This window comes from Nonomuraea sp. NPDC026600, assembly GCF_040638335.1.
Taxonomy (GTDB): Bacteria; Actinomycetota; Actinomycetes; order Streptosporangiales; family Streptosporangiaceae; genus Nonomuraea.
In genome coordinates this window covers 175,658-202,285 of the sequence record NZ_JBEZYD010000011.1, presented here as the reverse complement: position 1 = coordinate 202,285, position 26,628 = coordinate 175,658, and the positions used below count along the sequence as shown (strand labels likewise).

The 26,628-nt window shown below is 70.9% G+C and carries 27 protein-coding genes and 1 pseudogene; 13 read left to right on the top strand and 15 right to left on the bottom strand.

Annotated features, from left to right (window positions below; translation table 11 throughout):
- The first annotated feature begins 17 nt into the window (after nt 1–17).
- The 7 genes from AB0F17_RS26330 (at nt 18) to AB0F17_RS26300 (ending at nt 5,546) form a co-directional block, all read left to right on the top strand.
- On the top strand, nt 18–773 hold the full coding sequence (locus tag AB0F17_RS26330; RefSeq protein WP_358027563.1) for an enoyl-CoA hydratase/isomerase family protein: 756 nt from the start codon (nt 18–20) through the stop codon (nt 771–773).
- Nucleotides 770–1,282, top strand: coding sequence for a MaoC/PaaZ C-terminal domain-containing protein (locus AB0F17_RS26325; protein WP_358027560.1), 513 nt, complete (start codon nt 770–772; stop codon nt 1,280–1,282). Before AB0F17_RS26330 ends, AB0F17_RS26325 begins: the two co-directional genes overlap by 4 nt.
- Nucleotides 1,275–2,462: a thiolase family protein gene (locus tag AB0F17_RS26320; protein ID WP_358027558.1), complete on the top strand. Its 1,188-nt coding sequence runs from the start codon at nt 1,275–1,277 to the stop codon at nt 2,460–2,462. The genes AB0F17_RS26325 and AB0F17_RS26320 overlap by 8 nt, the downstream gene beginning before the upstream one ends.
- The gene (locus AB0F17_RS26315; protein WP_358027556.1) at nt 2,459–2,896 is read left to right on the top strand and encodes an OB-fold domain-containing protein; all 438 of its coding nucleotides are present in this window, start codon (nt 2,459–2,461) and stop codon (nt 2,894–2,896) included. The genes AB0F17_RS26320 and AB0F17_RS26315 overlap by 4 nt, the downstream gene beginning before the upstream one ends.
- Nucleotides 2,893–4,068: a thiolase family protein gene (locus AB0F17_RS26310; RefSeq protein ID WP_358027554.1), complete on the top strand. Its 1,176-nt coding sequence runs from the start codon at nt 2,893–2,895 to the stop codon at nt 4,066–4,068. The genes AB0F17_RS26315 and AB0F17_RS26310 overlap by 4 nt, the downstream gene beginning before the upstream one ends.
- A 3-nt stretch (nt 4,069–4,071) precedes the next feature.
- A complete protein-coding gene (locus tag AB0F17_RS26305; RefSeq protein WP_358027552.1) occupies nt 4,072–4,878 on the top strand; it encodes an enoyl-CoA hydratase-related protein in 807 nt (268 codons plus the stop codon).
- Between the two features lie 62 nt (nt 4,879–4,940).
- Nucleotides 4,941–5,546, top strand: a complete 606-nt coding sequence (locus AB0F17_RS26300; protein WP_358027550.1) for a TetR/AcrR family transcriptional regulator — start codon at nt 4,941–4,943, stop codon at nt 5,544–5,546.
- Nucleotides 5,547–5,599: 53 nt separating this feature from the next.
- On the opposite strand, the gene AB0F17_RS26295 is transcribed toward AB0F17_RS26300, so the two are convergent.
- A complete protein-coding gene (locus tag AB0F17_RS26295) occupies nt 5,600–6,292 on the bottom strand; it encodes a TetR/AcrR family transcriptional regulator (RefSeq protein ID WP_358027548.1) in 693 nt (230 codons plus the stop codon).
- A 185-nt stretch (nt 6,293–6,477) separates the two neighbouring features.
- Between AB0F17_RS26295 and AB0F17_RS26290 the strand changes: the two genes are divergently transcribed.
- The 3 genes from AB0F17_RS26290 to AB0F17_RS26280 are packed head-to-tail and all read left to right on the top strand — an operon-like array spanning nt 6,478 to nt 9,274.
- Nucleotides 6,478–7,410, top strand: a complete 933-nt coding sequence (locus AB0F17_RS26290) for a sugar phosphate isomerase/epimerase (RefSeq protein ID WP_358027546.1) — start codon at nt 6,478–6,480, stop codon at nt 7,408–7,410.
- A complete protein-coding gene (locus AB0F17_RS26285) occupies nt 7,407–8,429 on the top strand; it encodes a Gfo/Idh/MocA family oxidoreductase (protein WP_358027544.1) in 1,023 nt (340 codons plus the stop codon). Before AB0F17_RS26290 ends, AB0F17_RS26285 begins: the two co-directional genes overlap by 4 nt.
- A complete protein-coding gene (locus AB0F17_RS26280) occupies nt 8,426–9,274 on the top strand; it encodes a hypothetical protein (RefSeq protein WP_358027542.1) in 849 nt (282 codons plus the stop codon). The genes AB0F17_RS26285 and AB0F17_RS26280 overlap by 4 nt, the downstream gene beginning before the upstream one ends.
- Before the next feature lie 174 nt (nt 9,275–9,448).
- On the opposite strand, the gene AB0F17_RS26275 is transcribed toward AB0F17_RS26280, so the two are convergent.
- Genes AB0F17_RS26275 through AB0F17_RS26265 form a run of 3 tightly spaced genes read right to left on the bottom strand, consistent with a single transcriptional unit; the run spans nt 9,449 to nt 12,672 of the window.
- On the bottom strand, nt 9,449–10,339 hold the full coding sequence (locus AB0F17_RS26275) for a dioxygenase (protein WP_358027539.1): 891 nt from the start codon (nt 10,337–10,339) through the stop codon (nt 9,449–9,451).
- Entirely contained in the window at nt 10,336–11,418 is a 1,083-nt protein-coding gene (locus AB0F17_RS26270) for a maleylacetate reductase (RefSeq protein ID WP_358027536.1), read from the bottom strand. Before AB0F17_RS26270 ends, AB0F17_RS26275 begins: the two co-directional genes overlap by 4 nt.
- 33 nt (nt 11,419–11,451) lie before the next feature.
- Nucleotides 11,452–12,672 carry an FAD-dependent monooxygenase gene (locus AB0F17_RS26265; protein ID WP_358027534.1) on the bottom strand — a complete coding sequence of 407 codons (1,221 nt, stop codon included), beginning with the start codon at nt 12,670–12,672 and terminating at the stop codon, nt 11,452–11,454.
- Between the two features lie 192 nt (nt 12,673–12,864).
- Here AB0F17_RS26265 and AB0F17_RS26260 point away from each other — a divergent pair, with 192 nt between their 5' ends.
- Entirely contained in the window at nt 12,865–13,572 is a 708-nt protein-coding gene (locus AB0F17_RS26260) for an IclR family transcriptional regulator (protein ID WP_358027532.1), read from the top strand.
- A gap of 16 nt (nt 13,573–13,588) precedes the next feature.
- The gene (locus AB0F17_RS26255) at nt 13,589–13,810 is read left to right on the top strand and encodes a hypothetical protein (RefSeq protein WP_358027529.1); all 222 of its coding nucleotides are present in this window, start codon (nt 13,589–13,591) and stop codon (nt 13,808–13,810) included.
- Nucleotides 13,811–13,862: 52 nt separating this feature from the next.
- Here AB0F17_RS26255 and AB0F17_RS26250 read toward each other — a convergent pair whose 3' ends face one another.
- From AB0F17_RS26250 to AB0F17_RS26210, 9 genes are all read right to left on the bottom strand, one after another.
- Nucleotides 13,863–15,104, bottom strand: coding sequence for an Nramp family divalent metal transporter (locus AB0F17_RS26250; protein ID WP_358027527.1), 1,242 nt, complete (start codon nt 15,102–15,104; stop codon nt 13,863–13,865).
- A gap of 31 nt (nt 15,105–15,135) precedes the next feature.
- Entirely contained in the window at nt 15,136–16,035 is a 900-nt protein-coding gene (locus AB0F17_RS26245) for a PDR/VanB family oxidoreductase (protein WP_358027524.1), read from the bottom strand.
- A gap of 38 nt (nt 16,036–16,073) precedes the next feature.
- Nucleotides 16,074–16,964 (bottom strand): formyltetrahydrofolate deformylase, encoded by an 891-nt coding sequence (purU, locus tag AB0F17_RS26240; protein WP_358027881.1) that lies wholly within the window; start codon nt 16,962–16,964, stop codon nt 16,074–16,076.
- A 46-nt stretch (nt 16,965–17,010) separates the two neighbouring features.
- On the bottom strand, nt 17,011–18,504 hold the full coding sequence (locus AB0F17_RS26235; RefSeq protein ID WP_358027522.1) for an aldehyde dehydrogenase family protein: 1,494 nt from the start codon (nt 18,502–18,504) through the stop codon (nt 17,011–17,013).
- Nucleotides 18,505–18,578: 74 nt separating this feature from the next.
- Nucleotides 18,579–20,006 (bottom strand): FAD-dependent oxidoreductase, encoded by a 1,428-nt coding sequence (locus AB0F17_RS26230; protein WP_358027519.1) that lies wholly within the window; start codon nt 20,004–20,006, stop codon nt 18,579–18,581.
- Between the two features lie 165 nt (nt 20,007–20,171).
- Nucleotides 20,172–21,083, bottom strand: coding sequence for an MFS transporter (locus AB0F17_RS26225; protein ID WP_358027516.1), 912 nt, complete (start codon nt 21,081–21,083; stop codon nt 20,172–20,174).
- Nucleotides 21,084–21,095: 12 nt separating this feature from the next.
- Entirely contained in the window at nt 21,096–21,422 is a 327-nt protein-coding gene (locus tag AB0F17_RS26220; RefSeq protein WP_358027513.1) for an MFS transporter, read from the bottom strand.
- A gap of 244 nt (nt 21,423–21,666) precedes the next feature.
- The gene (locus tag AB0F17_RS26215; protein WP_358027510.1) at nt 21,667–22,062 is read right to left on the bottom strand and encodes a VOC family protein; all 396 of its coding nucleotides are present in this window, start codon (nt 22,060–22,062) and stop codon (nt 21,667–21,669) included.
- Nucleotides 22,063–22,081: 19 nt separating this feature from the next.
- On the bottom strand, nt 22,082–22,504 hold the full coding sequence (locus tag AB0F17_RS26210; RefSeq protein ID WP_358027507.1) for a Rieske 2Fe-2S domain-containing protein: 423 nt from the start codon (nt 22,502–22,504) through the stop codon (nt 22,082–22,084).
- Nucleotides 22,505–23,117: 613 nt separating this feature from the next.
- Here AB0F17_RS26210 and AB0F17_RS26205 point away from each other — a divergent pair.
- Complete coding sequence (locus tag AB0F17_RS26205; protein ID WP_358027505.1) at nt 23,118–23,936, top strand: IclR family transcriptional regulator; 819 nt, start codon at nt 23,118–23,120, stop codon at nt 23,934–23,936.
- Here AB0F17_RS26205 and AB0F17_RS26200 read toward each other — a convergent pair.
- Together AB0F17_RS26200 and AB0F17_RS26195 are read right to left on the bottom strand one after the other, a co-directional pair.
- Nucleotides 23,909–25,074: pseudogene (locus tag AB0F17_RS26200) on the bottom strand (thiamine pyrophosphate-dependent enzyme). The gene AB0F17_RS26205 and the pseudogene AB0F17_RS26200 overlap by 28 nt on opposite strands.
- A 335-nt stretch (nt 25,075–25,409) precedes the next feature.
- Complete coding sequence (locus tag AB0F17_RS26195; RefSeq protein WP_358027503.1) at nt 25,410–26,564, bottom strand: acyl-CoA dehydrogenase family protein; 1,155 nt, start codon at nt 26,562–26,564, stop codon at nt 25,410–25,412.
- Nucleotides 26,565–26,628 lie beyond the last annotated feature (64 nt).

Here is a 26,628-nt window from a genome sequence, read left to right as displayed (position 1 = left end):
TTGGCGGAGGTTGCCCCATGGCCAGGATCAATCCGTCGTTCGACGAGTACTCCAAGAGATATGAGAACGTCCGCCTCGAGCGCGAGAACGGCATTCTCCAAGTAACCCTCCACACCAACGGCGACAGTCTCGTGTGGACCAGCCACGCGCACGACGAGCTCGCCTACGCGTTCACCGACATCGCCTGCGATCCGGAGAACAAGGTCGTGCTGCTGACCGGCGCGGGCGACGCCTTCTGCGCGGAGATCGACTTCTCCAGCTTCAACCTCGGCACCGCCGCCGACTGGGCGCACATCATGTTCGAGGGCCAGCGGCTGCTCACCAACATGATGAACATCGAGGTGCCGGTCGTGGCCGCGATCAACGGGCCGGCGCTGATCCACCCGGAGATCCCGATCCTGTCCGACATCATCGTCGCGGCGGACACGGTCAGGTTCAAGGACGGCCCCCACTTCCCGTCCGGCATCGTGCCCGGCGACGGGGCCCACCTCGCCTGGACGCACGTGCTCGGCTCGACCCGCGGCCGCTACTTCCTGCTGACCGGCCAGGAACTGGACGCCCGGCTGGCCCTGGACTACGGCGTGGTGAACGAGGTCGTCCCCGCCGACCACGTGCTCGCGCGCGCTCGCGAACTCGCCGCGGACATCGCCGCGAAACCCGACCTGGCCCGCCGGTACGCGCGCGCGGTGCTCACCCGGGAGATCAAGCGGCTGATCCACGACCAGCTCGGGTACGGCCTCGCGCACGAGGCCCTGGCAGCGCTGAGCCTGTGAGCGCCACCACCTTCAACCGGCTGCGGCACCACTTCGAGGACTTCTCCGTGGGCGACATGGTGGTCTCCCCGGGCCGGACGGTCGACATCTCGGACATCTCCGCGTTCGCCGGCCTCACCGGGGACCATTACCCCCTCCACGTCGACGAGGAGTACGGCCGCGGCACCCGCTTCGGCGGCCGGATCGCCCACGGCCCTCTCACGTTCAGCCTGGCCGTGGGCCAGATCGCCCTGTCCGGCTTCCTCGGCGACGCGATCGTGGCCTTCCTCGAATGCCAGAACATGCGGGCGCTCGCGCCGGTGTTCCCCGGCGACACCATCCGGGTGCGTGCCGAGGTCGCCGAGGCCGAGGCCGGCAAACCCAAGTACGGCGTGCTCCGACTCGACTACACCGTCCTGAACCAGAAGGACGAGGAGGTCATGCGCTTCCGCATGGTGCTGCTCGCCCGCCGCACAGCGCCCGCCCCCGCAGAGCCCGCCCGCAGCGAGCAAGGAGGCCCTGGTGAGTGACGCTGACGAGGCCGCGTTCATCGGGGTCGGCGAGCTGCCGTCGGGCCGGTACCCGCACCGGCCCTTCATGGGGTCGCTGGTCGACGTCGCCGTGGCGGCGGTGCGGGACGCGGGTGTCTCGATGTCCGACATCGACACCATCCTGCTCATCCCCTGCCTGCACTCCCCCGCCGACCAGGCCGACCTGGTGTTCTCCCGTGTGGTCGAAGAGCTCGGGCTGGCCGGGCGCGCCAAGGCGAGCTACATGATCCACTCGGGCGGGTCGACGAGCGACAACGCGACGCGCACCGCGGCCGGACTGATCGCGAGCGGGCACGCCCGCAACGTCCTGGTGCTGCAGGCGGAGAAGTGGGGCTCGGCGCCGGTCAACGAGATGATCGACATGCTGACCGCGAACGGCATACCCCGCGAGTGGGAGAAGCCGTCCGGACTGTCGTTCAACGCGGTCGGCGCGCTCATCACCAACCGTTACCTGGCGGCCAGCGGCTCCACCGCCGCCCAGATGGCGTCGGTGTGCGTCGCGCTGCGCGAGTGGGCCCGGCTCAACCCGAACGCGATGTACAAGGACAAGCCGCTGACGGTCGAGCAGGTCCTGGCGTCCAAGATGGTCTCCGACCCCCTGCGCGCGCTGGAGTGCCCGATGCTCGCCGACGGCGCGGTCGGCTTCGTGCTGACGAGCGCCGCCCGGGCGCGGCGCTCGCACGATCGCTGGGTGCGGATCGCCGGATCCGGCGGCTGCGTCTCCCACTACAGCATCGGCCAGGAGCGCGACCTCGCCGTGCTCGGCTGGCCGAAGGCCGCGGCCGAGGCCTACGAGCAGGCGGGCTGGGGGCCGGACGACGCCGATCTGGCCGAGGTGTACGACTCCTATCCCGCCGTGCTCACCATCGCGCTGGAGGGTCTCGGGCTGGCCAAGCCCGGCGAGGCGGCCAGGACGTTCGCCGCGGGCGACTACTCCCCCGGCGGCCGGCTGCCCGTCAACACCAACGGCGGTCTGCTCTCCGCCGGTCACACCGGCGTCGGCGGCGGCACGGCGTTGCTGGCCGAGGCCGTTCGCCAGCTGCTGGGCAGGGCGGGGCCGGACCGGCAGATCGCGGGCGCGAGACGCGCGGTCTGCGGCGGGTCGGGCGGGACCTACATGGACAGCCAGGTGCTCCTGCTGGAAGGGGTTGCACGATGAGTGATTCAGGGAGCGATCCAGGGAGCGACCCGGGCATGGAGCCGCTCACGCGTCCCTACTACGACGCGCTCGGCCGCGGTGAGCTGTTCCTGCAGCACTGCAACGCATGCGGGCGCGACAACATGTACCCGCGCCACCGCTGCCCCTTCTGTTACGAGGCCGATCTCGGATGGGCTCGGGCGTCGGGCACGGGTGTGCTGCACAGCTTCGCGGTGACCCGCTTCGGGGCGCCGACCGGCTTCGAGTCGGAGACCCCGTACGCGCTCGGGGTGGTCAAGCTCGCCGAGGGCGTACAGGTGCTGGGCCGATTGTGGCCTGACGAGGACGGCGGATGGAGCGCTTACCGGTGCGATACGCGGGTGCGCTTCCAGCCGGCGGCCGAGGACGAGATCGCGCGGCGACCGGTGCCGTGGTTCGCGGTGGTGCCCCAGTGAGCAGAGTGCTGATCGCCGGTGTCGGCATGATCCCCTTCGGGCGGGACGTCCGTCGCAGCGAGCGGATGATGGTCGAGGCCGTCACCGAGCTGGCGCTCAAGGACGCCGGTGTGACGGCGTCCGAGGTGCAGCGGGTGTTCCTGGCCAACGCGGCGGCCGGGCTGGTGTCCGGACAGGAGATGATCCGCGGCCAGGTCGCCCTGCAGTCCACCGGTCTGGCCGGCGTGCCGCTGGTGAACGTGGAGAACGCGTGCGCGTCCAGCAGTTCGGCCACCAACCTGGCGTTCGAGGCGGTGCTGGCGGGACGATGCGACCTCGCGGTCGTCATCGGCGTCGAGAAGCTGTCGCACCAGGACAAGTCCCGCACCTTCGACGCGTTGCGCGGCGCCACCGACGTCGACACGTTCTCGCGCCCCGAACCGGACAAGCCTGCCTCGAACTCGGTGTTCGTGAACGTCTACGCGGAGGAGGCCAGGCGTTACCTCGCCGAGTTCGACGCCGGCATCGAGGACTTCGCGGCCGTCGCGGTGAAGAACCGCGGGCACGCCGCCCTCAACCCGCTCGCCCAGTACCGGACACCCCAGACGCTTGAGGAGGTCCTGCACGGCCGGGTGGTCGTCGACCCGCTGACCCTGCCCATGTGCTCGCCGACCACCGACGGCGCCGCCGCCCTGGTGCTGTGCTCGGAGGACTACGCCCGCCGCTCGGGCATCACCGGGTGCGAGATCCGGGCGACCCGCCTGGCCGCCGGGCGCGGTCAGGGATCCCAGCCGGTCGCGGTGGCCGCGGCCGCCGCGTTCGAGGACGCGGGCCTGGGGATCGACGACATCGACGTCCTTGAGCTGCACGATGCGGCCGCCCCCGCCGAGATCCTCCAGTACGCCGAGGTCGGGCTGTGCGGGCCGGGCGAGGGGCACCTGCTGGTGCGTTCGGGCGCCACCGCGCTCGGTGGCGCCTTGCCGGTCAACGTGAGCGGCGGGCTGATGAGCCGGGGTCACCCGATCGGCGCCACCGGCTGCGCGCAGCTCGTGGAGCTCTACGACCAGCTCACCGGCCGCGCGGGACGCAGGCAGGTGGCGGGCGCCCGGGTCGGCATGGCCGTGAACGCGGGCGGCTGGCTCGCGGGCGCGTACGCGGCGTGCGTCGCGAGCATCCTCGTGAAGGCCGGATGATCCATGGCGGCCACCGAGCTGGAGACGCTGTACTACGAGCGAGTCGCCGACGGGGTCGTCCTGCTGACCCTGAACCGGCCGGAGCGCGGCAACGGGGTCGTCCCGGAGATGGCCGCCGATCTGCTCGCCGCCCTCACCGACCTGGAACGCGACACCGCGGTTCGCTGCCTGGTCATCACCGGCGCGGGGCGGCAGTTCTCCGCGGGGGCCGACCTCAAGGCCATGCGCGCCTACCTCGAAGAGGTCTTCCCGGTCACCCGGGAGCCGTACAACGCGCGGGTGCTGTTTCCGGTGACCCAGCGCCTCGTCTCGTCCCGGCTGCCAGCCATCGCCGCGATCAACGGGGGCGCCACCGCGGGCGGCCTGGACTTCGCGCTCGCCTGCGACATACGCATCTGCTCCACGGCGGCCAAACTCGGCGAGACGTACATCAACCTGGGGCTGCCTCCCGGGAACGGCGGGTCGTGGTTCCTGCCCCGGCTCGTCGGCTCGGGCATGGCCGCCGAACTGGCCCTGACCGGTGACGTCATCGACGCGCGGCGAGCACTGGACATCGGCCTGGTCAATCGGGTCGTCGAGCCGGCGGAGCTGATCTCCGCCGCCGTCGAGCTGGGAGCCCGCATCGCGGCCAAACCGTGGCGGGCTCTGGAGGCCACCAAGCACGCCCTGCGCTCGACGTGGCAGGTCGACCTCGCCACCTCGATGAGCAACAGCTACTGGGCGGTCTCCGCACTGCACAACGGCCCCGATCTGGCCGAGGGCGTCGACGCGTTCCTCGAACGCAGGCCACCGCGATTCGACCGCGGCTGAGCCGCGCCGCGCGCACGGCGACCCACCGTACAATCAGTTGTTAACCGAACGTGGGAGGACGGTTGGCAACGCGGCAGGAAAGACAGGCCCAGCGAGGCGGACCTGTATCACCGGAACGCATCGAAGAAGCGGCGATCAAGCTCTTCAGCGAGAAGACCTACCCGGTCGTGGGCATGCGGGACATCAGTGACGCCGTCGGACTCCTGCCGGGCAGCCTCTACGTGCACATCAGGAAGAAAGAGGACCTGCTCCAGCGCATCGTGGAGAACGGCATCCAGCGCTACCTCGACGCGATCGAGCCGGTGGTGGAGTCGGACCAGACCGCCCCGGAACGCCTGCGCGGCGCGATCAACGCGCACATGCGCGTCCTCTCCGAATCCCTGCAGCAGACCCGCGTCGCCTTCCACCAATGGACCTACCTCGCCCCCACCGGCAAGCGCCGCGTCGTCAAGCTCCGCCGCCGCTACGATGCCCTCTTCTCACAGATCATCGATGAGGGCATCGAGGCCGACGAGTTCAAGGCGGTCAAGAGCGCGCGCGTGACGGTGCTCGCCATCATCGGCATGCTCAACTCGGCCACGGAATGGTTCTCCCCCACCGGCGACCTCACCGCGGAGCAGATCGCCGAGGTCCTCGCGGACGGGCTGCTCACCGGCCTGGAGGTTTGACAGGAGGCTGGGTCGATCCTGGTCATGGCGTAGCGCCGGGGTTGTCGTGGAGATCAGTCCGATGATGCGCCGGGGCCATGTCGCGTTGCCCAACGGTCTGGGGGTGACCCAGAGCTCGTACGAGGCATGTACCTCCCCTGCCCCCAGCGGTCCAGGGTGTGGTCGAGGTGCTGGTCGAAGAGGGCGACGAGGTCCACGGTGGGGTCCAGGAGCCACTGGATCTCCAGTCCGTCCATGGTGGCGCAGAGGGCGCGGATCTCCGATTCGGCCTGGTCATGGGTGATGGGCGGGATCTCTCCCGCCTGCGCCACGCTGATCAACCGCTCGGCCAGCATGTCGACGATCTTCCCGTAGCGCTGCTGGATGAAGGCCCGCGCCGGGTGCTTCTCGTTGGAGGACTCTCCGGTGAGGCGGATGAAGAGCTCCAGCAGACCGCGATGCTCGACGTGGTACCTCATGAGAGCGCGTAGATCGTTGAACCCCCGCAGCCCGGTCCGTTCTCCCGTGCCGAGCGCGGCGGTCTCCCTCGCCCACCATTCCAGGACGGCGGCGAGCAGGTCTTCCTTGTCCTGGAAGTGACGCAGCAGGGCGGCGGGTGAGACGCCCACGTCCGCGGCGATCTGCCGCATGGAGGCCCCGTCGTAACCGTGCGCGCTGAACGCCTTCGCCGCGGCGTTGACGATCTGCTCGCGCCTTTTGATGCCGCTTCGGTACGGCCCGCGCGGGCTTCCTCCGCTGTTCGCCACTGACAGTCTCCCGAGAAATCCGCAGACGCTCTCTTGCGCAAAAGCTATCAGGCGTTTACGTTTGCCGAAACGTAAACGACTGATCACTTTTGGATCGGGGTCGGCGTTACCCTGCCCGCCACCTGCACGGGAGTGCAGGCCACCCCGTGGTGCCCGCCTGTCTGTTCATCGGAACGGATTTCCCCATGCGATCTCACGAACCCATCCCCACCATCGAACCTGCCCGCGCGGGCACTGCCGTCTCACGAAGTCCCCAGCTCGGCATCAACCCGCTGCCCTGGCTGCTCAGCCCGTCCGGCCTGACGCTGGAGGTGGCCACGCTCCGCACCGCCTTCGCCGAGATCGCCGAGACCGGCTTCACCGCCGTACAGGCCGACATCCCAGAGGGCCTGACCCCGGCCGGCTACCTCGCCCTCCTCCAGGAGTACGGCCTCGCCCCGGCACCCGGTTACTTCCAGGGCGCCTACGACGACCCCGAAGCGATGCCCGCCCTCCTCGAAAGCGCCCGGCGGCACGCGGGTTCCCAGACCGCGCTCGGCATGACCGAGGTCTTCATCGCCTCCGCACTGGCGGCCGAGCGGCTCGCCACGCCGGCCGTGGGTGCCGCGTCCGACCCGGCGCGGCTGGACACCGTCATCGAGAACCTCGCCCGTACCTGCGAGGTCATCGTCGCTGAAGGCCTGCGTCCCTGCCTGCATCCACACGTCGGCACCTGGATAGAGACCGAGCGGGAGACCCGCGCGGTCCTGGACGCGATCGCGCCCGGCCTGCTGGCGTTCGGTCCTGACACCGGGCACCTGCGATGGGCCGGTGCCGACCCCGCCGCCCTGATCGCCCATTACCGGGACAGGGTCGGCGCCGCGCACCTCAAAGACATCCACACCGCTGTCGCCGCCCAAGGAGGCGACTACTGGGAGGCCACCTTCGCGCGGCACCTGTGGACCGAGCCCGGCCAGGGCGACGTGGATCTCGAGGCGGCGCTCGCGGCCCTGCCCGAGGACTTCGCGGGCTGGCTGGTGATCGAGGTCGACGTACCCGACCACAGAACCGCGAAGGACAGCGCCGTCCTGTCTCGCCGATGGACGCTCACCCACCTGGGAAAGGAATGCCGCCGATGACGCTCGGCATCGGAATCATCGGAGCCGGCCCGGTCACCCAGGCCATCCACCTGCCCGCCGTCGCCGGGCTGTCCGACCGGCTGCGCGTGGCGCACGTCATGGACGTCGACGCCGCCACGGCGGCGGCGGTGGCCGCCCGCGCCGGGGCCGCGTACAGCACCACCGTCGAGGAACTGCTCGCCGACCCCGCCGTGGACCTTGTGGCTGTGTGCAGCCCGCACCAGTTCCACGCCGAACAGGCCGAAGCCGCCTGCCGCGCCGGCAAGAGGGGCGTCCTGGTGGAAAAGCCGCTGGCCACCACCCTGGACGAGGCCCGCGCGATCGCCGAGGCGAGCAGGGACAGCGGCGTACCCGTCGTGGTGGGCGCCATGCACACCTACGACCCGGCTTGGCTGGCCGCCGAACGGGCCTGGGGCGATCTGCCGGAAACCGTCCGCCGGGTACGCTCGCGCATCGTCCTGCCGCCCAACGCGCGCTTCGAATCGGCGGCCACGCAACTGCACACCGACCCGGTCTTCCCGGCGCGGAGCGGCGGTCCGGCCGCCGCCATCCGCGGCGCGATCCTCGGCCTGGCCATCCACAACCTCCCGCTGGTACGGCGCTTCCTGCCGGAGATCGAAAGCGTCGACCTCGTCCGGCCGCTCCAACCGTTCGGCTACGTGCTCACCATGCGGGGCGGCGGGCGGACCGCCGAACTGATCGGCTACCTGCACGGCGGCTGGCGTCCGGAATGGACCTTCGAGGCCTGGGGTGACGAGGGCGAGCTGCGGCTGGATTTCACCCCCTCCTACGTACGCGCCGGCTCCGCGACGGCCGAACTGCGCACCGGCGCGGGCACGCGGCTCTTCGGGCCGTACCCCGACAACGGCTACGCCGGCGAATGGCGGCACCTGGCAGCCGTGGCGACCGGCGCGGAACCCGTCCGCTACGGCACCGCCGACGTCGTCGCCGACCTGGCCTACGCGCTGAACCTCGCCGACCGCGCCGCCGCCCTGCTGCTCCAAGGAGCCACCGCATGACCGGTCCCATCCCGGTGACCCTCGTCCAGGACGCCGACCGCCCGGCGCTGCACGCCACCCTCGCCTCGCTGCCCAAGGACTTCCGCCCGTTCGCCACCGGCGGCGCCGTCGTGGCCGTCGCCGACCTCGACGCCCTGGCCGCCGCTCTCACCGACCGGCCTCGCGGCATCCTGCTCACCGACGTGACGACCGGTGCGCTCACCGATGACACCGATCGCCTATCGCACCTCACCGATGCCGCCTACGGCGCACATGACCTCACCGATGCCACCCACCAAGTACATGACCTCGCCGACCGTGCCGCCGCGGCGGGCGTCCCGGTCGTCGTGGCCGCGACCTGGGCGCTCAACCCGGCGATCACCGCGGCCGCCGACACCCTGCGCCAGGACCTCGCCCAGGCGGCCCTCATCGAACTGACCGCGACCGTCCCGCCCGGGCGGCCGCCGGCGGACATCCTGCTCGACCAGCTCGCACTCCTGCGCACCGCGCTCGGGCCCGCGACCGACGTCGAACTCCTCCAAGCCGACGACCACGGGCACACCGCACACGCCCGGCTCGGCCACGTGCCCGTCCACCTGGCCGCCGCCATCTCCCCACGGGGCACCGCGCGCGCCCGGCTGAGCCTGCTCGGGCCCGCCGTCCAGTGGCGCGTGTCCTTCCCCGACCCCGCCACCGCGCGCCCGGCCGACGTCGTCCGCGCCGACGCGCACGGCGAACGCCGGCTGCCCACCCTCTACGAGAACGCGGTCCGCGCCTCCTGGCGCGCGCTGCACGCCGCCGTCACCGATGGCGCCGCGCCACCGTACTGCCTGCGGGACCTCGCCGACGACCTCCACCTCCTCTGAGCCTTCTTCACACAGACGAACCCCCCGTTCCTCCCTTGGAGGCCGCCGTGTCCGCTTCGCCATCCCCCGCCCTGACCGTCATCCCCATCCGCAAGGTCCGCTGACAGGCCCGACGTGTCCGGCACCGTGGAAGTCGGTGCCTCGATGAGCCTCCGGAGGCGGCGCGGGCCGCGGTCAGACGCTTCGGGGCTGGAGCACGATGTCGAAGCGGGCGCCGGCCCAGGAGCGTTCGCCGAGGTGCCGCCCGTCGGGGGTGGGGACGCCGACGGCGTGCTGGACGAAGTCCACGATGAGCGAGTCCCTGACGCCGAACACGGCATCACGGGTGAGAAAGTCGTCGCCGCGGACGAAGACGTGCGTCACGAGTGTCCGCTTCCCGGGGGCGTCGACCTTGAAGTGCAGGTGTGCGGCCCGCAGGGGAGAGCGGCCGACGGCCTCGAGAAGCGCGCCGACGGGACCGTCGTGCGGGATCGGGTAGGGCACCGGGGTCAGGCCCCAGAACCGGTAGTGCCCGTCGTCGTCGGTGAACAGGTGGCCGCGCGCCGCGGTGCGGTCGTCACCGTACTGGACGTCGTAGAAGCCGTCTTCGTCGCATTCCCACACCTCGACCCGGGCACCCGGAACGGGCTCGCCGTCGGTGCCGGTGACGCGGCCTTCGACCCAGCACGGCTGCCCGGCGGCCCCGCCGGAGATGTCACCGCCGAGCGGGACCTCCGGGGAGCGTTCGACGAAGAACGGCCCGACCACGGTGGCCTCGGTGGCGTTCACAGAGGCTTCGTTGTTGATCGCGATGGTCTGCATGGACGCGCCGAGCACGTCGGAGAGCAGGATGAATTCCTGCCGCTTGTCGTCGGTGATGTGCCCGGCCGCGGTGAGGAACTCGATCGCCGCATTCCACTCCCCCTCGGTCAGGCGCACCTCACGAAGAAATGCGTGCAGGTGCCGGGTCAACGCCTGCATCAGCTCCGTCAACCGCGCGTTCTCCGCGTGGTCGAAGGAGGCGACGACCTGCTCCACCAAGGCCTGCTCACGCGCCCGCTGCTCCGGCCGTACCTGCTCGCTCATGCGCCACCCTCCTCAGCCATGATCACCTGCGGGTCGTCCCCTCGCCACGCGGCCCGCAGCAGCTGCCGCAGCTCGCCGGCCGTCACCGGACGCGGGTTGCCCACCGGAACCGCTTTCAGGATCGCCGGTATGACGGCCTCGATGTCCGCCTCACCGAACCCGTAGTCCCGCAACGCCCTCGGCGCGTCGACCGCACTCCGCAATTGACGCAGGCCCTCGACCGCCGAGGCCGTCCCGAACGCGACGGCCATCCGCCGCTCGGCCTCGGGCGCCGCGGCCGCGTTGAAGGCCAGCACGTACGGCAGCACCACCGCGTGTGTCTGGGCATGCGGGAGGTCGCAGGCACCGCCGAGCACATGACAGATCTTGTGATGCAGGCCCGACCCGGCCGAGGAGAAGGCGCGCGCGGACAGGTATGCCCCGTACAGCAGCACCTCGCGGCCCGCCAGCCCACCCGGCTCGGCCGCCACCGTCGGCAACCCGGACGTCAGCGCGCGAATCCCCTCCACCGCGAAGGCCGAGTTGATCGGGTCAGCGCGCGGCGCCCACATCGTGTCGACACAGTGCGCCAGTGCGTTCAGCCCGGAGGCGACACTCATCGGCACCGGCAACGACAGCGTCAGCGTCGCGTCGTAAACGACCGAGCGGGGCAGGACCCGCGCGTCCACGCCGGTGGTCTTGCGTGCCCTCTCGGTCAGACCCCACACACTCGTGGCCTCCGAGCCCGCGTACGTCGTCGGGACGGCTACGATCGGCAGCCCGCTGGTCAGGGCGACCGCTTTCGCCAGGCCGGTGGTGGATCCGCCGCCGACGCTCACGATGAGGTCCGCCTCGTGCCGAGCCGCGGCGGCGCGCGCCCGCTCCGCCACCTCGACGGGGACGTGCATCACCACCTCGTCGAAGCGGACCGCCACCGGCAGGCCGACGGTGGTCTTCTCGGCCAGGCCGGCCTCGGCCGGGGCCGCGATCACCATCAAGCGCGCCGCGCCCAGCCGCTCCACCTCGGCTCTTACCAGCGCGGCCGCTTCTCCGGCGCCGAAGCACACGCGCTGCGGCAGGCTTTCATGTTCGAAACGCAACAGGTATCTCCTTTCCGCTCGCCGGTGGCGCGCTCAGTGTCCGGCCGAGCCTTGCCGCAGTTCGAGTTCGGCGTCGTGGCCGTAGATCCACCCGTTGTGCGCCAGTGGATCCTCGCCCGCGAACTGCCTGTCCCGTGCCTGCTGGGCGGCTCCATCAGGGAGGTGGTTGGTCTCCGCTCTGCCCCGGCTGAGTTCCTGCAGCCGGATCGCCCGGGGCCGCCGGATGTCCTCATAACGCCTCAGCGCGGCGACCGGGTCCCCTGGCTGGGCGGCCAGGCAGCCGGCCAGCACGGCCGCATCCTCGATCGCCTGAGCCGCGCCCTGCGCGAAGAACGGGAACATCGGATGCGCCGCATCCCCCAGCAGCGCGACCGGCCCAGCGGTCCAGCGGGGCAGCGGATCGCGGTCCAGCAGCGCCCAGCGTCCGGTGTGCTCCGCCGCCGCGAGCAGCGCGCTCAGCTCGTCCGACCAGCCCGCGAACTCGGCCCGCAGGTCCTCGATCCGCCCCTGTGCCGACCACGACTCCGTCATCCAGTCTCCCGCCGGAGCGATCGCCACGACGTTGACCACCTTTCCCCCATTGATGGGGTAGTGCACCAGGTGCCGGCCGGGGCCCAGCCACAGGGTCTGCACGGGGCGCCGCGCGAACGCCGGCGCCTGCTCCGCTGCCACCAGGCAGCGGTAGGCGCCCAGCCCGGAGAATCGCGGCGGGCCCGCCTGCGCCACGTACTGGCCGACGTCCGTGTGCACCCCGTCGGCACCGATGACCACATCGGCCACCGCCCGGGATCCGTCGGTGAACGTCAGCTCCAGCCCCTTGTCGAGCCGGCGCAGTTCGGCGAAGCGGTGACCGAGCCGTACCCACGACTGGGGAACCGCCGCCCGCACGACGTCGAGAAGATCCGCGCGGTGCGTGACGTAACACTGCTCGCCGTATCGCCGCTCGCACTCCTTCCCGAGCTCCTGCGAGAACAGCACGCGCCCGTCCGCCCAGCGCCGGAACTCCCACCCGGTCTGCAGCGCGACCGCGCGTTCCTCCAGCCGCTCGATCCCGCCGAGCCGGCGCAGCAGGCGTACGGCGTTCGGGGGCACGACGAGTCCGGCGCCGACTTCGGCGAGCGCGGGGGCCTGCTCGAACACGGTCGCCTCGATCCCGGCGCGATGCAGGAACGCGGCAGCGGCGAGACCGCCGATGCCGCCGCCGACGATCGCGACGTGTGGACCGGCCGGATTCGGGGTGTTCGTGATGGGCATGTGCCAGACCTCCATTGGCTGCTGCGGCGCTCACCCTGAAAGGTGCCGCATCGGGTTCGGGCCGGGCAGCGTGATGTCCGGTGAATGGACATCCGGTGCGGCGGCCCGGACAATGGCTCAGCAGCGGTGCGATGAAGGGATGCGAAAACGGCCAACAGTCCCGACCGTGGCCGCACGGTCATCTCCCGGGCCTTGGCGATCCTCGGTGCCTTCACGACGGACCGTCCCGAGCTGACGCTGGCTCAGATCTGCCGGCGAACCGGCCTCCGGCACGCCACCGCGCATCGGATCGCCGGCGAGCTGGCCGCGTGGGGGGCGCTGGAACGCAAGCCGGGCGGGGCCTACGTCGTCGGACTGCGCCTGTGGGAGCTGGGCGCGCTCAACCCCCGTGCGCTCCCGCTGCGGGTGCTGGCGATGCCGGTCATGGAGGACCTCCACGCCGCCACCCGGCAGCACGTGCAGCTCACGGTCCTCCAGGGCAGCGAGGCCCTGGTCGTGGAACGGATCTCCACCGCCCACGCGGTGCCGATCGTCTCGCGGGTAGGGGGCCGGCTGCCGCTGCACGCCTCCGCCGCCGGCAAGATCCTTCTCGCCCACGGCGACGAAACCCTGCTCGACACCATCATCGGCGAAGGGCTGTCCCGGTTCACCCCCGCGACCATCACGGACCCGGACGAGCTGCGTGTGACGCTCGCGGAATGCCGCAGGACCGGTGTGGCCATCGTCCGGGAAGAGATGAGCCGCGGCGCCTATTCGGTCGCCACCCGCATCACCGACTCCAAGGACCGCGTGATCGCCGCCCTGTCGGTGGTCGGCGCCGACCCGGCCACCCAGCGGCTGATACCCGCCGTCGTCGTGGCCGGACGCAGCATCTCCCGCGAGCTGCGCTCGGCGAGATGAGCAGGTCGGCTCCGGGATGTACAGCTGGCACTACCGGAGCATGCTGTCGCTCGCACCGATCGACGTCGAGCACGCCGAGATCGGGACGGAACTGACGGTCCTCTGGGGCGCGCCGGGCACGCGGCAGCGGGAGATCCGCGCGACCGTCGCCCGCTACCCCTATCTCGACCTGCCACGCAACGAGAAGGTCGACGTCTCGACGATCCCCGGCCTACCCGCGGACAACGCGGTGTCCTGACCGGCATCCTCTGCCGTTCACCCGTGCGTGCCGAGGCACGCACGGGCTCGGTCTATCTGCCGGTGAACGTCAGGTAGAGCAGGACGACGTTCAGCGTCACGATGGCGATCGCGACGGCGACAGCGGTGATCCGCAGCGTGCGGGTGTTGGTGAACACGCCCATGAGCCGGCGTCTGCTCGTCAACCACGCCAGCGGGATGATCGCGAACGGGATGCCCATGCTGAGCAGCACCTGGCTCAGGACGAGGGCCCTGGTCGGGTCGACGTCCAAGGACAGGATGACCAGGCCGGGTATCAGGGTGAGCGCGCGGCGTACCACAAGCGGGATCCGAGCGCGCAGCAGCCCTGACATGATCGTCGCGCCCGCGTAGCAGCCGACCGAGGTGGAGGCCAGCCCGGAGGCGAGGATCCCGACGGCGAAGGTGATGCCGACGGCGGGGCCGAGCGTGCGGTAGATGGCGGCTTGCGCGCCTTCGATCGTGTCGACGTCCGGGACGCCGTGCAGATTGGCGGCGGCCAGCAACAGCAGCGCGATGTTCACCGACCCCGCGATGACCAGGGCGATGCTCACGTCCCATCTGGTCGCCCGCAGCAGGCGCCGGATCCGGCTCGGGTCCGGGTCGAAGCCGTGGCGATCGCGGGCGAGCGAGGAGTGCAGGTAGACCGCATGGGGCATGACCGTCGCGCCCAGCATGCTCGCGGCCAGCAGCACCGTCGGCGTACCCGCGAACTGCGGCACCAGCCCGGCGGCGGCGTCTCCCCAGTCGATGGTGCTGACGAACAGCCCCGCGACGAAACCGACCGCGATGATCGCCAGCAGCCCGATCACGACGAGCTCGAAGGTGTGCTGGCCGTAACGCGATTGGACGGCGAGGATCCCGATCGACACCACCCCGACGATGAGGCCGCCGAGCGGCAGGGGGATCCCGAACAGGATCCCGAGCGCGATCGCGCCGCCGATCACCTCGGCCACGTCGGTGGCCGCGGCGACCAGCTCCGCCTGCGCCCAGTAGGCCAGCCGGCCCGCTCGGGGCAGCCGGTCTCCGAGGAGCTCGGGCAGGCTGCGCCCGGTGACGAGCCCGAGCTTGGCCGACAGGTACTGGACGACCACGGCGACCGCGTCGGCCGCGACGAGCACCCATACCAGCAGGTACTGGTATCCGGCGCCGGCGGACACGTTGGCCGCGATGTTGCCGGGATCGACGTAGGCGATGGCGGCGACGAACGCGGGCCCGAGCAGCCGCACGAGCTTCCGTTCCGGCCGCACCGGGGTCAGCACCGGCTGCTCGATCATTCTCGCTCCTCGATCACAGAGATGACAGAGTTCACAGATCGAGGACGAGCCGGGGGCTTCGAGAGCGGGAGACGCAGATCATCATCGTCTCTCCGGACTCCCGTTCCTCGTCGCTGAGCACCGAGTCGCGGTGGTCCGGCTGGCCTTCGAGGACTTCGGTCTCGCAGGTGCCACAGATCCCCTCCGCGCAGGAATAGAGCACGGAGACACCGGCCGCTCGCGCCGCCTCCAGGACGCTTCGCTCCGGCGGCACCTGAAGGGTCATACCGGACTGGGCGAGGACCACCTCGAACGCGGTGTCGGCCGGCTCGTCCTGCGCGGCGGCCAGCAGCGGCTCGGGCCCGCAGCAGTAGACCAGGGTGTCGTCGTCGGGCCGGCCGAGGTAGGCGGCGAGGTCGAGCAGGCCATGCCGGTCCTGCGGACGGATGGTCACCGCGTCTCCGTAGGGCTCCAGTTCGTCCAGGAAGGGCATCGAGGAGCGGGTCCGGCCGCCGTACAGCAGTCGCCAGTCCGCCCCGGCGGCGTGCGCCGCGGCCACCATCGGCAGCAGCGGCGTGACGCCGATCCCGCCGGCCACGAACAGGTAGCGCCGGGCCGGCCGGAGGGCGAAGTTGTTGCGCGGCCCGCGCACCCGTACGGACGTACCGGCGTGCAGTTCGTCGTGCACGTACGACGAGCCGCCGCGGCTCTCCGGCACGCGCAGCACGCCGATCCGCCAGGCCGTGCGGTCGCCGGGCGCACCGCAGAGCGAGTAGTGGCGGACGAGGCCGTTGTCGAGCAGCAGGGCGACATGAGCGCCGGGCTGCCACTCCGGGAGCGGCTCGCCGTCCGGGTGGCGCAGGGTCAGCAGGACCACACCCTCCGCGGCCTCGACCCGCCGCGTGACGGTGAGCCCGGCCTCGTATCCGGCAACGGTGGGGTTGCCCTTCATGCGCTGATCTCGCTCATGACCCGACGCTCCTCTGTCGCTCAGAAGACGACTGTGCTGTTGCCGTGCCGCACCACGCGGTCCTCGCAGTGCCATTGGACGGCTCGGGCGAGCACCGTCCGTTCGATTTCCGCGCCCAGTCTGGTCAGCTGCTGGACCGACTGCTCGTGCGTCACCCGCACGACGTCCTGCTCGATGATCGGGCCGGCGTCGAGCTCGGCCGTGACGTAGTGCGCCGTGGCTCCGATGAGCTTGACGCCGCGCTCCTTCGCCTGCTCGTAGGGCCCCGCACCGATGAACGCCGGCAGGAAGGAATGGTGGATGTTGATGACGGGGACGCCGACGCGCTCGATGAATTCGCTGGACAGGATCTGCATGTAGCGCGCCAGGACCACGAGGTCGCACGTGCCCTTGAGCAGCTCCAGCAGCCGGGCCTCCGCTTCGGGCTTCTGTCCCTTCGACACGGGGACGTGGTGGTAGGGCAGCCCGGCCGACTCGACCTCGCCGCGCAGGTCCTCCCAGTTCGAGGCGACCAGCACGATCTCCGCCTCGAGATCGCGGCGCCGCCAGCGCCAGAGCAGGTCCTGCAGGCAGTGGTCGTAGCGCGACACGAGGACGGCCACCCGTTTGGGCTGGGCGGCGTCCCAGAGCCGCCACACCATGTCGAACGGCTCGGCGACGGCCATGCCGAACCGCTCGGCGAACCCGTCCCGCCGGCTCTGCGGAAGGGCGAACTCCGTCCGCAGGAAGAACGTGCCGCCCTCGGTGTCCGTGGAGTACTGGCCGGAGCGGAGAATGTTCGCTCCGGACTCGAACAGGAATCGCGAGACCGCCGAGACGATCCCTGGTCTGTCCGGGCACGAGATGAGCATGCGCAGCACCTGTGCGGGCTCGCCCTTGACCGGCTTGCCGGCCCGCTCGGGAGCGGTCATGACGGACATGGCGGCGCCTCCTTGGGATGACACGGTCCGATCCGGCTCAGAGCGCCGTCACGACCGACTTCGTTTCGAGGTAGTTGTCGAGCACCTGGGATCCCATCTCGCGGCCCCAGCCCGATTCCTTGTAGCCGCCGAAGGGCATCGCGGCGTCGAACACGTGGTAGGTGGTGTTGATCCACACCGTTCCGGCGCGCAGCAGCCTGGCGGTGCGATGGGCCTTCGACAGGTCGCGGGTGAAGACGCCGGCGGCGAGCCCGAAGCGGGTGTCGTTGGCGCTCGCCACGATCTCCTCGAGGGAGTCGAACGGCATCGCGCACACGACCGGCCCGAAGATCTCCTCGCGGACGACGCTCATGCCGGGTGTGGTGTTGGTGAGGACCGTCGGCTCCACGAAGAACCCGCGATCGCCGACGCGGTGGCCGCCGACGACGACCTCGGCACCCTGGGCACGACCGCTGTCCACGTAGCCGAGGACCTTGGCGAACTGCTCGTGCGACACCAGCGGACCCAGATCCGCTCCGGGATCCGTGCCGGGAGCGACCTTGAGCCTCGCGGCCTCCTCGGCGACCCGGCCGACGACGTCGTCGAAGACCGACCGGTGCACGTACAGCAGGGACCCCGCGGTGCAGGACTGGCCCTGGTTGTAGAAGATGGCGCCGGCCGCGTGCACCGCCGCGTTCTCCAGGTCGGCGTCGGCGTGGACCACGATCGGCGACTTGCCGCCCAGTTCGAGCGTGAGCCTCTTGAGGTTGCCCGCGGCGGCCTCGACGATCTTCTTCCCCACCTCGGTGGAACCGGTGAAGGCGACCTTGTCGACGTCGGCGTGCGCGGTCAGAGCCGCGCCGGTGTCGCCGAATCCGGTCACGATGTTCACGACGCCGTCCGGCAGCCCGGCCTCCTGCAGCAGCTGTCCGAGCCGCAGCGCGGTGAGCGGAGTCTGCTCGGCCGGCTTGAGCACCACCGTGCACCCGCAGGCGAGCGCGGGGGCCAGCTTCCACGAGGCCATGAGCAGCGGATAGTTCCACGGGATGATCTGCCCGACCACCCCGACCGGCTCCCGTTGGGTGTAGGCGAGGTACTCGCCGGGCATCGCGAGCGACGAGATGGGCACCGTCGCGCCCTCGATCTTCGTCGGCCAGCCCGCCATGTACCGGAACAGGTCGGCCGCGCCTCGCACGTCGCCGAGCGCGATGGTGTAGGGCTTGCCGTTGTCGAGGGTCTCGAGCATCGCGAGTTCGTCCACGTGCTCTTCCAGGAGGTCGCCGATCCGCCAGAGCAGCCGTCCGCGTGCGGAGGGCGTCATCCGCCGCCACGGGGAGCCGTCGGCGAACGCGGCTCGCGCCGCCCGGACCGCGCGGTCGACGTCCTCGGCCCGCCCGCGGCCGACCTCGGCGAGCACCTTCTCAGTGGCCGGGTCGACGGTCGCGAAAGTCTCGCCCGCCGCGGCCTCGATCCACCGCCCGCCGATGAGCAGCTTGTGGGGCGAGCGGACGAAGGCGTCGGCTCTGTCGTGTACGGCTTGAGCAATGGTCATGGCATGCCCTCTTCCCGCAGTCCGGGGAACGCGAACGTGTGATTATGATGCCATATAGTGGCAGCGCTTTTCGCCTATTGTCGCGTGACGTCGCAGTTGGCGTCCCGTGCGCGGGTCTGAGATGACGTTCCGAGTGCCACGCCGACCATCTCGGGGCGGCGGACGATTTTGACCCGGGGGCGCCCGAGCGGCTCGCCGCGGCCGACCTCGTGGCGGTCGATCGCCTCCCAGCCGCCCCACCGCACCAGATCGGGGACCCGTCCGGCGAGCCAGGCCGCGATCTCGCCGGCGTCGGGCCGCGCGGGCTCGTTGAGCGCGCCGGCCTCGGCGTCCTCGGCGATCCGGGCGACGGTGTCGGCCGCGTCCTTCTTGTTCGTGCCGATCACGCCGCTGGGTCCGCGTTTGATCCAGCCGGCCGCGTACTCGCCGGGCAAGGGCGCGCCGTCGTCGCCGAGCACCCGCCCGCCCGCGTTGCGGATGACGCCGCGCCGCTCGTCGAACGGCACGCCGGGCAGCGGCCGTCCGCGGTAGCCGATCGAGCGCAGCACCAGCCCGCACTCGATCACCTCCTCCTGTCCGGTCGGCACCGCGTACAGGCGGCCGTCCGCACCCAGCTCGATGCGGTTGCGTACGACCCGCACGCCGCTGACCGAGCCGTCCTGGCCGCCGAGGATCTCGACCGGCGAGCAGGAGAACGTGAGCACCACGCGGTGCGTCTTCCCGGCGAGCGGGCGCCAGGCGTACTCGCGGAGGATCTCCATGTTGCGCCGCGTGCCGGCGTCGGCCGCGCCGGATTCGAGCCACGCCGCGCTGTGCGGGTCGAGCTGGACCGCGGCGGGGTCGACGACCACGTCGGCACGCGGCAGCTCGCCCAGTTCGCGCAGCTCCGGGTCGGTGAACGACGCCTGCGCCGGACCGCGCCGGCCGAGCACCACGACCTCGCGGACCGCGGCCCGCTCCAGAGCGCGCAGGGCGTGGTCGGCGATGTCGGTCCGCGCCAGCTCGGCGGGGTCGGCCACGAGCATGCGCGCCGCGTCGAGCGCGACGTTGCCGTTGCCGATCACCACCGCCCGCTTCGCCGACAGGCCGAAGCCGCGGTCGGCGAAGTCGGGATGCCCGTTGTACCAGGCGACGAACTCCGTGGCGGGATGCGAGCCGGGACGATCCTCGCCGGGGACGCCCAGGCGGTTGTCATCCGCGGCGCCGACCGCGTAGACCACCGCGTGGAAACGCTCGAGCAGCTCGTCGCGGGTGAGGTGGCGACCGAGCTCGACGCCGCCGAAGAAGCGGAAGCCGGGCCGGCCGGCGATCCTGGCGTACACGCGCGTGACGCCCTTGATCTTCTGATGGTCCGGCGCCACTCCCGCCCGCACGAGCCCGTACGGCGTGGGCAGCGCGTCGATGAGATCGACCTCGAAACCGGAGCCGAGCAACTGCTCGGCGGTGTAGAAGCCGGACGGTCCCGCGCCGATCACTGCGGCGCGAGGCGGGTCCTTTCGCATGCCGTGGCCTCCTGAGCGGGGTTGTGCGGGGGCGAGCCGGTGGACCGTGAGCGAGGATTCGATCACCGAGAGTGATCGCGCCTGGCGAAGGTTCACCGGCTCGTTCTCGTATGCGTCCGAGTCTGCTCGGACCTGGCGATCAGCCGCGTTTCAGTGGGGTGCGGCTCATGGCGAGCCTGCCGGGGCCGAACCGCGTCGGCCTCGGAGCAACAGGATGACCGCGCTGACGACCCCGATGAGGATCGGTATGGTCGTCAGCAGGATGATGTTCCGCGCCGGGAGCGCGAGCGCGAGCAGCAGGCCGGCCACGGCGGGGCCGACGATCGACCCGATGCGCCCGAGTGCGGCCGTCCACCCGAGACCCGTCGTGCGGATCCGGTCCGGATAGACGCTGACGGCCATCGCCATCATGGCGATCTGGCTCGCGAAGACCCCCAGCCCGGCACCGCCGAGCGCCACCAGCAGCGGAGTGTGGCCCAGATCGACCCGCGCGACGACGACCATGCACACGGCCGCGATCACGGGCATGAGGACCAGGCTGCGCCCGATGCCGATCCGCGCGGTGTGCGGAACCAGCAGCAGCCCGCCGATGAGGCCACCGAGGCTGACGAAGGCGAGCCCGAGCGGCGCCTCCGACTTGGCGAAGCCGTAGTCGATCAGCAAGGTCGGCACCCACGACAGCAAGGTGTGCACGGCGATGAACACGAAGAACGCGAACGTCCACAGCAGGATCGTGCTCCCGCGCAGCCCGCGCTCGACCAGCCGGCCGACGTGCGGGTCCTCACGCGTCGTCGTCTCGGCCGCATCGATCTGGACGTCAGCGGGAAGCTTCCAGGCCGAGAACGCGACCAGGACGAGCGGCGCGATCCCGCCGATCAGGAACACCCCGCCGACGCCGAACGCCGTGACCAGCGGCCCGCCGAGGAAACCGCTGATGCTCACCCCGACCGGGATACCCAGCAGGACAGCCGTGGTGACGGTCGCCCTGCGTTCGGCCGCGCTGTGGCCGGTGGCGAACGAGACGGCGATCGGCACCACGGCACCGAGCCCGATCCCGGCCAGCAGGCGGGCCGCCACGAGGAGGGGGATCTACTGCAGCGACAGGACCACCGCGCACAGCAGGGTGCTGACGCCGAACACCGCGAGGCCGATGAGCACCAGGTTGCGCCGGCCGACCCAGGCCGCCGCCGCGCCGGAGACGAGGTAGCCGAGCACCACTCCGATGCTCGTCAACGTGAGCGGCAGGGTGAACTCCGCCGGGGTCAGCTTCCAGTCGGCCGCCAGCGTCGGCACGCCGAGCGAGAGGACCGCCGTGTCGAAGCCGTCGAAGATCACGGCCAGGAACGCGAACGTCACGATCGGCCAGTGCACGCCGACAGGGCTGCTCTGGCGGGTCGTGGCGGCCCCGGCGGTCATGCCGCCGCTCCGCACACGGTCGTACCGGCGATGTAGGACATTGGGGGGTATTGCTTACTCGCGTCGTGAATTTTCACGATCGCCTCCACATCTCGTGGTTCTGTCAACCGTTCTCCGACGCCGCGGCCCCGTCATGGGTATGTCAGGATCGCGATGTCGAGCCTTGCGCCGGCCTCTCCCCCGAGATGCCACGTGGGCCTCCGCCCGGCCGGGATCGCCGCTGGATCCCCGGGCTTCCCCGTGGCTAGCGACTGCTGCGTGCCTGGAATTCGTCGAACTTCTCGCGTCCTCGCTCCACGAGGCCCATGACGTTGCCCTCAGGATCGGCGAACCGCGCGATGCGCGGCCCCTGGCTGAGGACGGTCGGAGCGCCGGCTGCGCTCCCGCCCAGGGCCTCGATCCTGGCGAGCACGGAGTCGATGTCGTCGACCTCGACCCACACCGTGACACGTGGGGTGGGATCGCCCTGCTCCTGCGGCTTGACCACTCCGGTGAGGTCGCCGGCCTCGCCGGTCTGCAGGAACGACGACGCCGGATCGGGATGCCGGGGGGAACCCCAGCCGAAGGTCTCGGTGTAGAACCGGGCGAGCGCGTCCACGTCCTTGCCGACGATGCTGAAATGGACGATCGGGTTACTCATCCGCGTCTCCCTTCACGCGCTACGCATAGAGCACGACGTAGTCGTCCTCGATGGACACCGAGAAGGTCTCGGCGACCATCCGCACTTCCTCTCCTTCCGGTTTCACCAGCTCCGCGCCGGCCTCGACGGACACGCCATAGCTGCGCACCCTCGGGTCGCCCGGAGCGTAGGCCTGACCGGTGGCGGCGTCCCACTGCCAGCCGTGCCACGGGCAGACGATCAGTGGCGCGCCGTCGTCGACGGTGACGACGCCCGGCGCGTCGGAGATCAGCTTCTGCCGCAGATGGCCGAGGCACAGCTCCGCTCCCTGGTGCGGGCAGCGGTTGCGGACCGCGTAGAAGGAGTCGTCCACCCGGAACACGCCGATCTCGCGAGAGGTTACCTTCACGATCCGGCGCGACCCGGCGGGGAAGTCGGACAACGGCGCCACCACGACCCTCATCGACCCGACACCTCGTCGTGGCCGAAGGTGAGCACTACGTAGTCGATGCCGTGCTGGTCGAGATGCTGCGGCTCGGCCATCTCTGACCTCCATAGTCGTTGCGGATCGGCCGGATCTGGAGCCGCGCCGACTGCTGGGCGTCGGACGGGCCTGTACGCGGTAGCCGGGGCAGGGGCTGGAGCCGTCTCAGCAGCGTCCAGCAGGGGCCGGGGCGTATCCCGCTTTTCGGTCATGTACTCTTGGTTTTCATATAATGGCAATTCAGCGTTTGGCCTGTCAAGGGTAAAGCGGCCGTTCACGCCTCATGACCGCTGGTCAGCCCCACTGGTGGCGCCGCGCACCCGTCGGGCAGCAGCACCACCTCGACGCAGGGCCGGACGATGACGTAGGCCATCGAGGCTTCTCTTCCGCTACAGTGATCGCCGTGGGCAGCGCCCTCCAGTACGATCACCCGCCGCCGATGATCTCCGACAGCTCTTCCTGGCTGCGGCCACCCGGTGATGGGCATACCATTATATGACAAGCGACCGCAGCGACAAGGTCGCGGATCCCGGCCCGGCACGCGTAGGGGTGGGTTCGGCCCGCAAGCCTCGATTCTGGTGGTAGGTGGAGAGTGCCAAAAGTCCGTTCCGAAACGACGCAGCCCCTGCGCTCCGCGCAGCGGATGCTGGACGTACTCAACTCCTTCTCGATCCCGAAGTCCTCGCGCACGCTGACAGAGATCAGCGACGAGCTCGACCTGGCGCCCAGCACAGTGCGCCGCCTGCTGCTGGTCCTCGAAGGTCACGACCTGCTGGTCCTCGATCGCGAGACGGGCCGCTACGGCATCTCCCCGCGCATCGCCCGGCTCGAGGTGATCGCGAGGGCGCGCAGCCTGATCGCGGTCGCCTCCCCGATTCTGGCGAGGCTGTGCGACGAGACGAACGAGACGCTCATCCTCGACGCGCTCGACGGCGGGGACTGCGTGCATGTCGACGTGCACCACGGACACAAGCTGGTCTCCGCCTACAACCCTGTCGGCACCCGCTTCCCCTCATGGTCGGGGCTGGCCAGCGGCCAGGTGCTCCTGGCGTGGGCGTCCGAGCAACGGCTCCGATCGCTGGTGCCCGAGCCGAGCGAGTGGAACGCCGATGCCGGCGGCCGGTTCGCCACCTACGACGAGCTGCTCGCCGAGCTGCAACGCGTGCGCCGGCGGGGATACGCCATCAACGATCGCGGGACCGACCCGGAGGTCTGGGCCGTCGCCGCGCCGGTCTGGTCCTCCCGGCACGCCGTCGACGCGGCGATCTCGATCGTCGTCCCGAGCTCCCGAGCCAAGCGCGGCTACACCCAGCAGATGATCGCGGCGATCAAGCAGGTCGCCGACGAGGTCACGGACGCCTGGGGGCCCATGGCCAAGGAGGCCTACGGCGATCCGCCGTCCCCGCGCTGAGCCGCTTGCCTTCCGCGTGCGGACGGCTGGATGAAGGACCAGGGCGAGGCTTCCCGGCGAGGATCGACGGGCACCTCGATGAGCGCCGGCTCGCGGCGTTCGAGCGCCCGATCGAGGGCGTCGGCGAGCTCGGCCGGCGTGCGGGCCCGTTCGGCGCGCATGTCGTAGCTGCGCGCCAGAGCGACGAAATCCGGATTGCGAGCTGCGCGCCCAGGACGCGGCCGCCGTAGCTCTGTTCCTGGTCGCGCAGCACGTTGCCGTACGCCTGGTTGTTGAACACGATGGCGACGACGTCGAGCCCGTACTGCATGGCGGTCGCGAGCTCCTGCAGCGCGAACTGGAAGCCGCCGTCGCCGGAGATCGAGACGACCGGCCGATCCGGATGCGCCGCCTTCACCCCCAGCGCCGTCGGGTATCCCTGGCCGAGCGCGCCGAACGCCCCGAAGCTGACGAACGTCCTCGGCCGGTAGACCGGGAAGGCGTAGCACGAGGCGAACCCGGCCTGGCACATCTCGTCGACGAAGAAGCCGTCGCGCGGCAGCACCTTCCTGATCGCCGCGAGGTGGCCCGCATGGGGCGCGGCACGCTGGATCTCGTCGTGCTTGGCCGCCTTGAGCGCTTCGAACTCCGCGCGTCGCGACGGCCGCCGGGTGCCCGCGAGCAGCCGGGTCAGCGCCGCCGTCGTCGCCGCCGCGTCTCCGACCAGCCCGACGGCGGCCCCGGTGCGTCCGGCGTGCTCGGGATCGAGGTTGATGTCGATGATCTCCAGGTTGCCGGGCCGGTCGGGCCAGCGGTACCACAGCAGCTCCAGCCGGCTGCCGATGCCGACGAGCACGTCGGTCTCGGGCCACCGTTCGAAGCCCTCCGCGCAGGTGAAGCCCAGATGGTGATCGCCGGGCACGATGCCGCGGCCGCTGCGGTAGGACACGACCGGTGCCTGCAGCCGTTCGGCCAGCTCCAGCACCTCGGCGGCGGCGTCGAAGGCGCCGCTGCCGACCATGAGCATCGGATTGCGGGCACCGGCCAGCAGCTCCGCCGCTCGCTCCAGCGCCCCCTGCTCGGCAGGTGCCGCCGGCTCGGGCTCGGGCGGTGCGGGGAAGGCGACGTCGGCGCGCTGGTCGAACACGTCCCACGCCATCTCGAGCGCCACCGGGAGAGGGCGCCCGCTCCTCGCCTGGCGCAGCGCCTCGGCCACCAGTGCCGGCGCGTCGGCCGGCCCGTCGATCCGCTCGGCCCATTTCGTGAGCGTCCGCAGTGTCGCCAACTGGTCCGGCATCTCGTGCAGGTGGCCCAGGCCGGCGTGCAGGAACTCCGACGGCACCTGGCCGGTCACGCACACCAGGGGCGTGCTGCCCGCGTACGCGGCGGACAACCCCGCGGCCTCCTCGGCCGTCCTGGCCAGCGCTCCGTCGGGCACCCGCAGGCCGGCCTCGCGGACGAGGCGTTTGCCCTCGTGCTCCAGCAGTTGCGCCGTCACCTGAGCAGTTCCCGGGCGATGCCGTTGCGCTGGATCTGCGGGGTGCCGCCGCCGAGCGGGCCGTAGCGGGCCCAGCGCAGGTAGCGCCCGGCGGGGAACTCGCGCAGCCAGCCGTGGCCGCCGAAGATCTGCAGGACCCGGTCGGTCACGCGCAGCGCCATCTCGTTGGAGAACACCTTGGCCACGGCGGCCTCGGAACGCGTCGGGAAGCCCCCGGACGCCTTGGCGGCCGCGCGCCACACGAGCTGCCGCGCCGCCTGGATCTCGACCTCGTTGTCGGCCAGCATCCACTGGATGCCCTGATGGTCGGCCAGGCGCTTGCCGCCCTGGTGACGCTCCTTGGCGTAGGCCACCGCGGCGTCCTGCGCGCCCTGGGCGATGCCGATCGAGATGGACGCGTTCAGGCACCGCTGCCCGTTGAAGGCGGTGAGCATCCGGCGGAACCCGTCCTCGCGCACCAGGACGTTGCCCTTCGGGATCCGGACGTCGTCGAAGTACAGGCTGTAGAGCGCCTCGCCGCCGAGCGTCCGTTCCGCGCCGCCGATCGTGAAGCCCGGCGTGTCACGTTCGATCAGCACGGCGCCGATGGGGTGGGTGCCGGGCTCGTCGGAGAAGCGGACGTACACCACGAAGAGGCCGGCGACGTCCGCGCGGGAGCAGAAGATCTTGCCCCCGTTGATCACGACCTCGTCGCCGTCGTCCCGCGCGGTGGTGCGCATCGCCCCGATGTCGGAACCGGCGTCGGCCTCGGTGATCGACACCGAGCAGATGAGTTCTCCGGCGGCGACCTTCGGGAGGTAGCGGCGCTTCTGCTCGTCGGTTCCGTAGGCGGCGATCGCCTGCGTCTGCACGCCGATCTCGCCGAGCGCGGCCATGGCGGTGACGTAGCACGACCGGCCGAGCTGTTCGAGGATGAGCGCGCCTTCCAGCCACGAGCCCCCGCCGCCTCCGTACTCCTCGGGGATCGTCGCCCCCAGGAGACCCGTCTCGGCCAGGAGCCGGATGTTGGCCCAGGGGAACTCTCCGCTCTCCTCCCATTCGAGGTTGCGCTTCTGGAAATTCTCTACGGCGACGCGGCGTGCGACTTCGCGGATCTCGTACTGCTCGGGTGTGAGGTCGAACAGCTGGACCGCATCTACGGTTGGGCTCACGTGATCAGTTCTCCTGTGGGGATGGCCGCCGGGCGGATGGCCCGGCGCCGGGCTGGGCGGGAAA

What these genes read in the sequence shown, in the direction of transcription:
- AB0F17_RS26280 (WP_358027542.1), top strand. Translation starts at nt 8,426, where the DNA reads ATGACCGGTCCCATCCCGGTGACCCTCGTCCAGGACGCCGACCGCCCG.
- AB0F17_RS26290 (WP_358027546.1), top strand. Translation starts at nt 6,478, where the DNA reads ATGCGATCTCACGAACCCATCCCCACCATCGAACCTGCCCGCGCGGGC.
- AB0F17_RS26220 (WP_358027513.1), bottom strand. Translation starts at nt 21,422, where the DNA reads ATGACCGCCGGGGCCGCCACGACCCGCCAGAGCAGCCCTGTCGGCGTG.
- AB0F17_RS26230 (WP_358027519.1), bottom strand. Translation starts at nt 20,006, where the DNA reads ATGCGAAAGGACCCGCCTCGCGCCGCAGTGATCGGCGCGGGACCGTCC.
- AB0F17_RS26215 (WP_358027510.1), bottom strand. Translation starts at nt 22,062, where the DNA reads ATGAGTAACCCGATCGTCCATTTCAGCATCGTCGGCAAGGACGTGGAC.
- AB0F17_RS26250 (WP_358027527.1), bottom strand. Translation starts at nt 15,104, where the DNA reads ATGATCGAGCAGCCGGTGCTGACCCCGGTGCGGCCGGAACGGAAGCTC.
- AB0F17_RS26210 (WP_358027507.1), bottom strand. Translation starts at nt 22,504, where the DNA reads ATGAGGGTCGTGGTGGCGCCGTTGTCCGACTTCCCCGCCGGGTCGCGC.
- AB0F17_RS26330 (WP_358027563.1), top strand. Translation starts at nt 18, where the DNA reads ATGGCCAGGATCAATCCGTCGTTCGACGAGTACTCCAAGAGATATGAG.
- AB0F17_RS26285 (WP_358027544.1), top strand. Translation starts at nt 7,407, where the DNA reads ATGACGCTCGGCATCGGAATCATCGGAGCCGGCCCGGTCACCCAGGCC.
- AB0F17_RS26235 (WP_358027522.1), bottom strand. Translation starts at nt 18,504, where the DNA reads ATGACCATTGCTCAAGCCGTACACGACAGAGCCGACGCCTTCGTCCGC.
- AB0F17_RS26275 (WP_358027539.1), bottom strand. Translation starts at nt 10,339, where the DNA reads ATGAGCGAGCAGGTACGGCCGGAGCAGCGGGCGCGTGAGCAGGCCTTG.
- AB0F17_RS26265 (WP_358027534.1), bottom strand. Translation starts at nt 12,672, where the DNA reads ATGCCCATCACGAACACCCCGAATCCGGCCGGTCCACACGTCGCGATC.
- AB0F17_RS26245 (WP_358027524.1), bottom strand. Translation starts at nt 16,035, where the DNA reads ATGAAGGGCAACCCCACCGTTGCCGGATACGAGGCCGGGCTCACCGTC.
- purU (WP_358027881.1), bottom strand. Translation starts at nt 16,964, where the DNA reads ATGACCGCTCCCGAGCGGGCCGGCAAGCCGGTCAAGGGCGAGCCCGCA.
- AB0F17_RS26255 (WP_358027529.1), top strand. Translation starts at nt 13,589, where the DNA reads ATGTACAGCTGGCACTACCGGAGCATGCTGTCGCTCGCACCGATCGAC.
- AB0F17_RS26305 (WP_358027552.1), top strand. Translation starts at nt 4,072, where the DNA reads ATGGCGGCCACCGAGCTGGAGACGCTGTACTACGAGCGAGTCGCCGAC.
- AB0F17_RS26315 (WP_358027556.1), top strand. Translation starts at nt 2,459, where the DNA reads ATGAGTGATTCAGGGAGCGATCCAGGGAGCGACCCGGGCATGGAGCCG.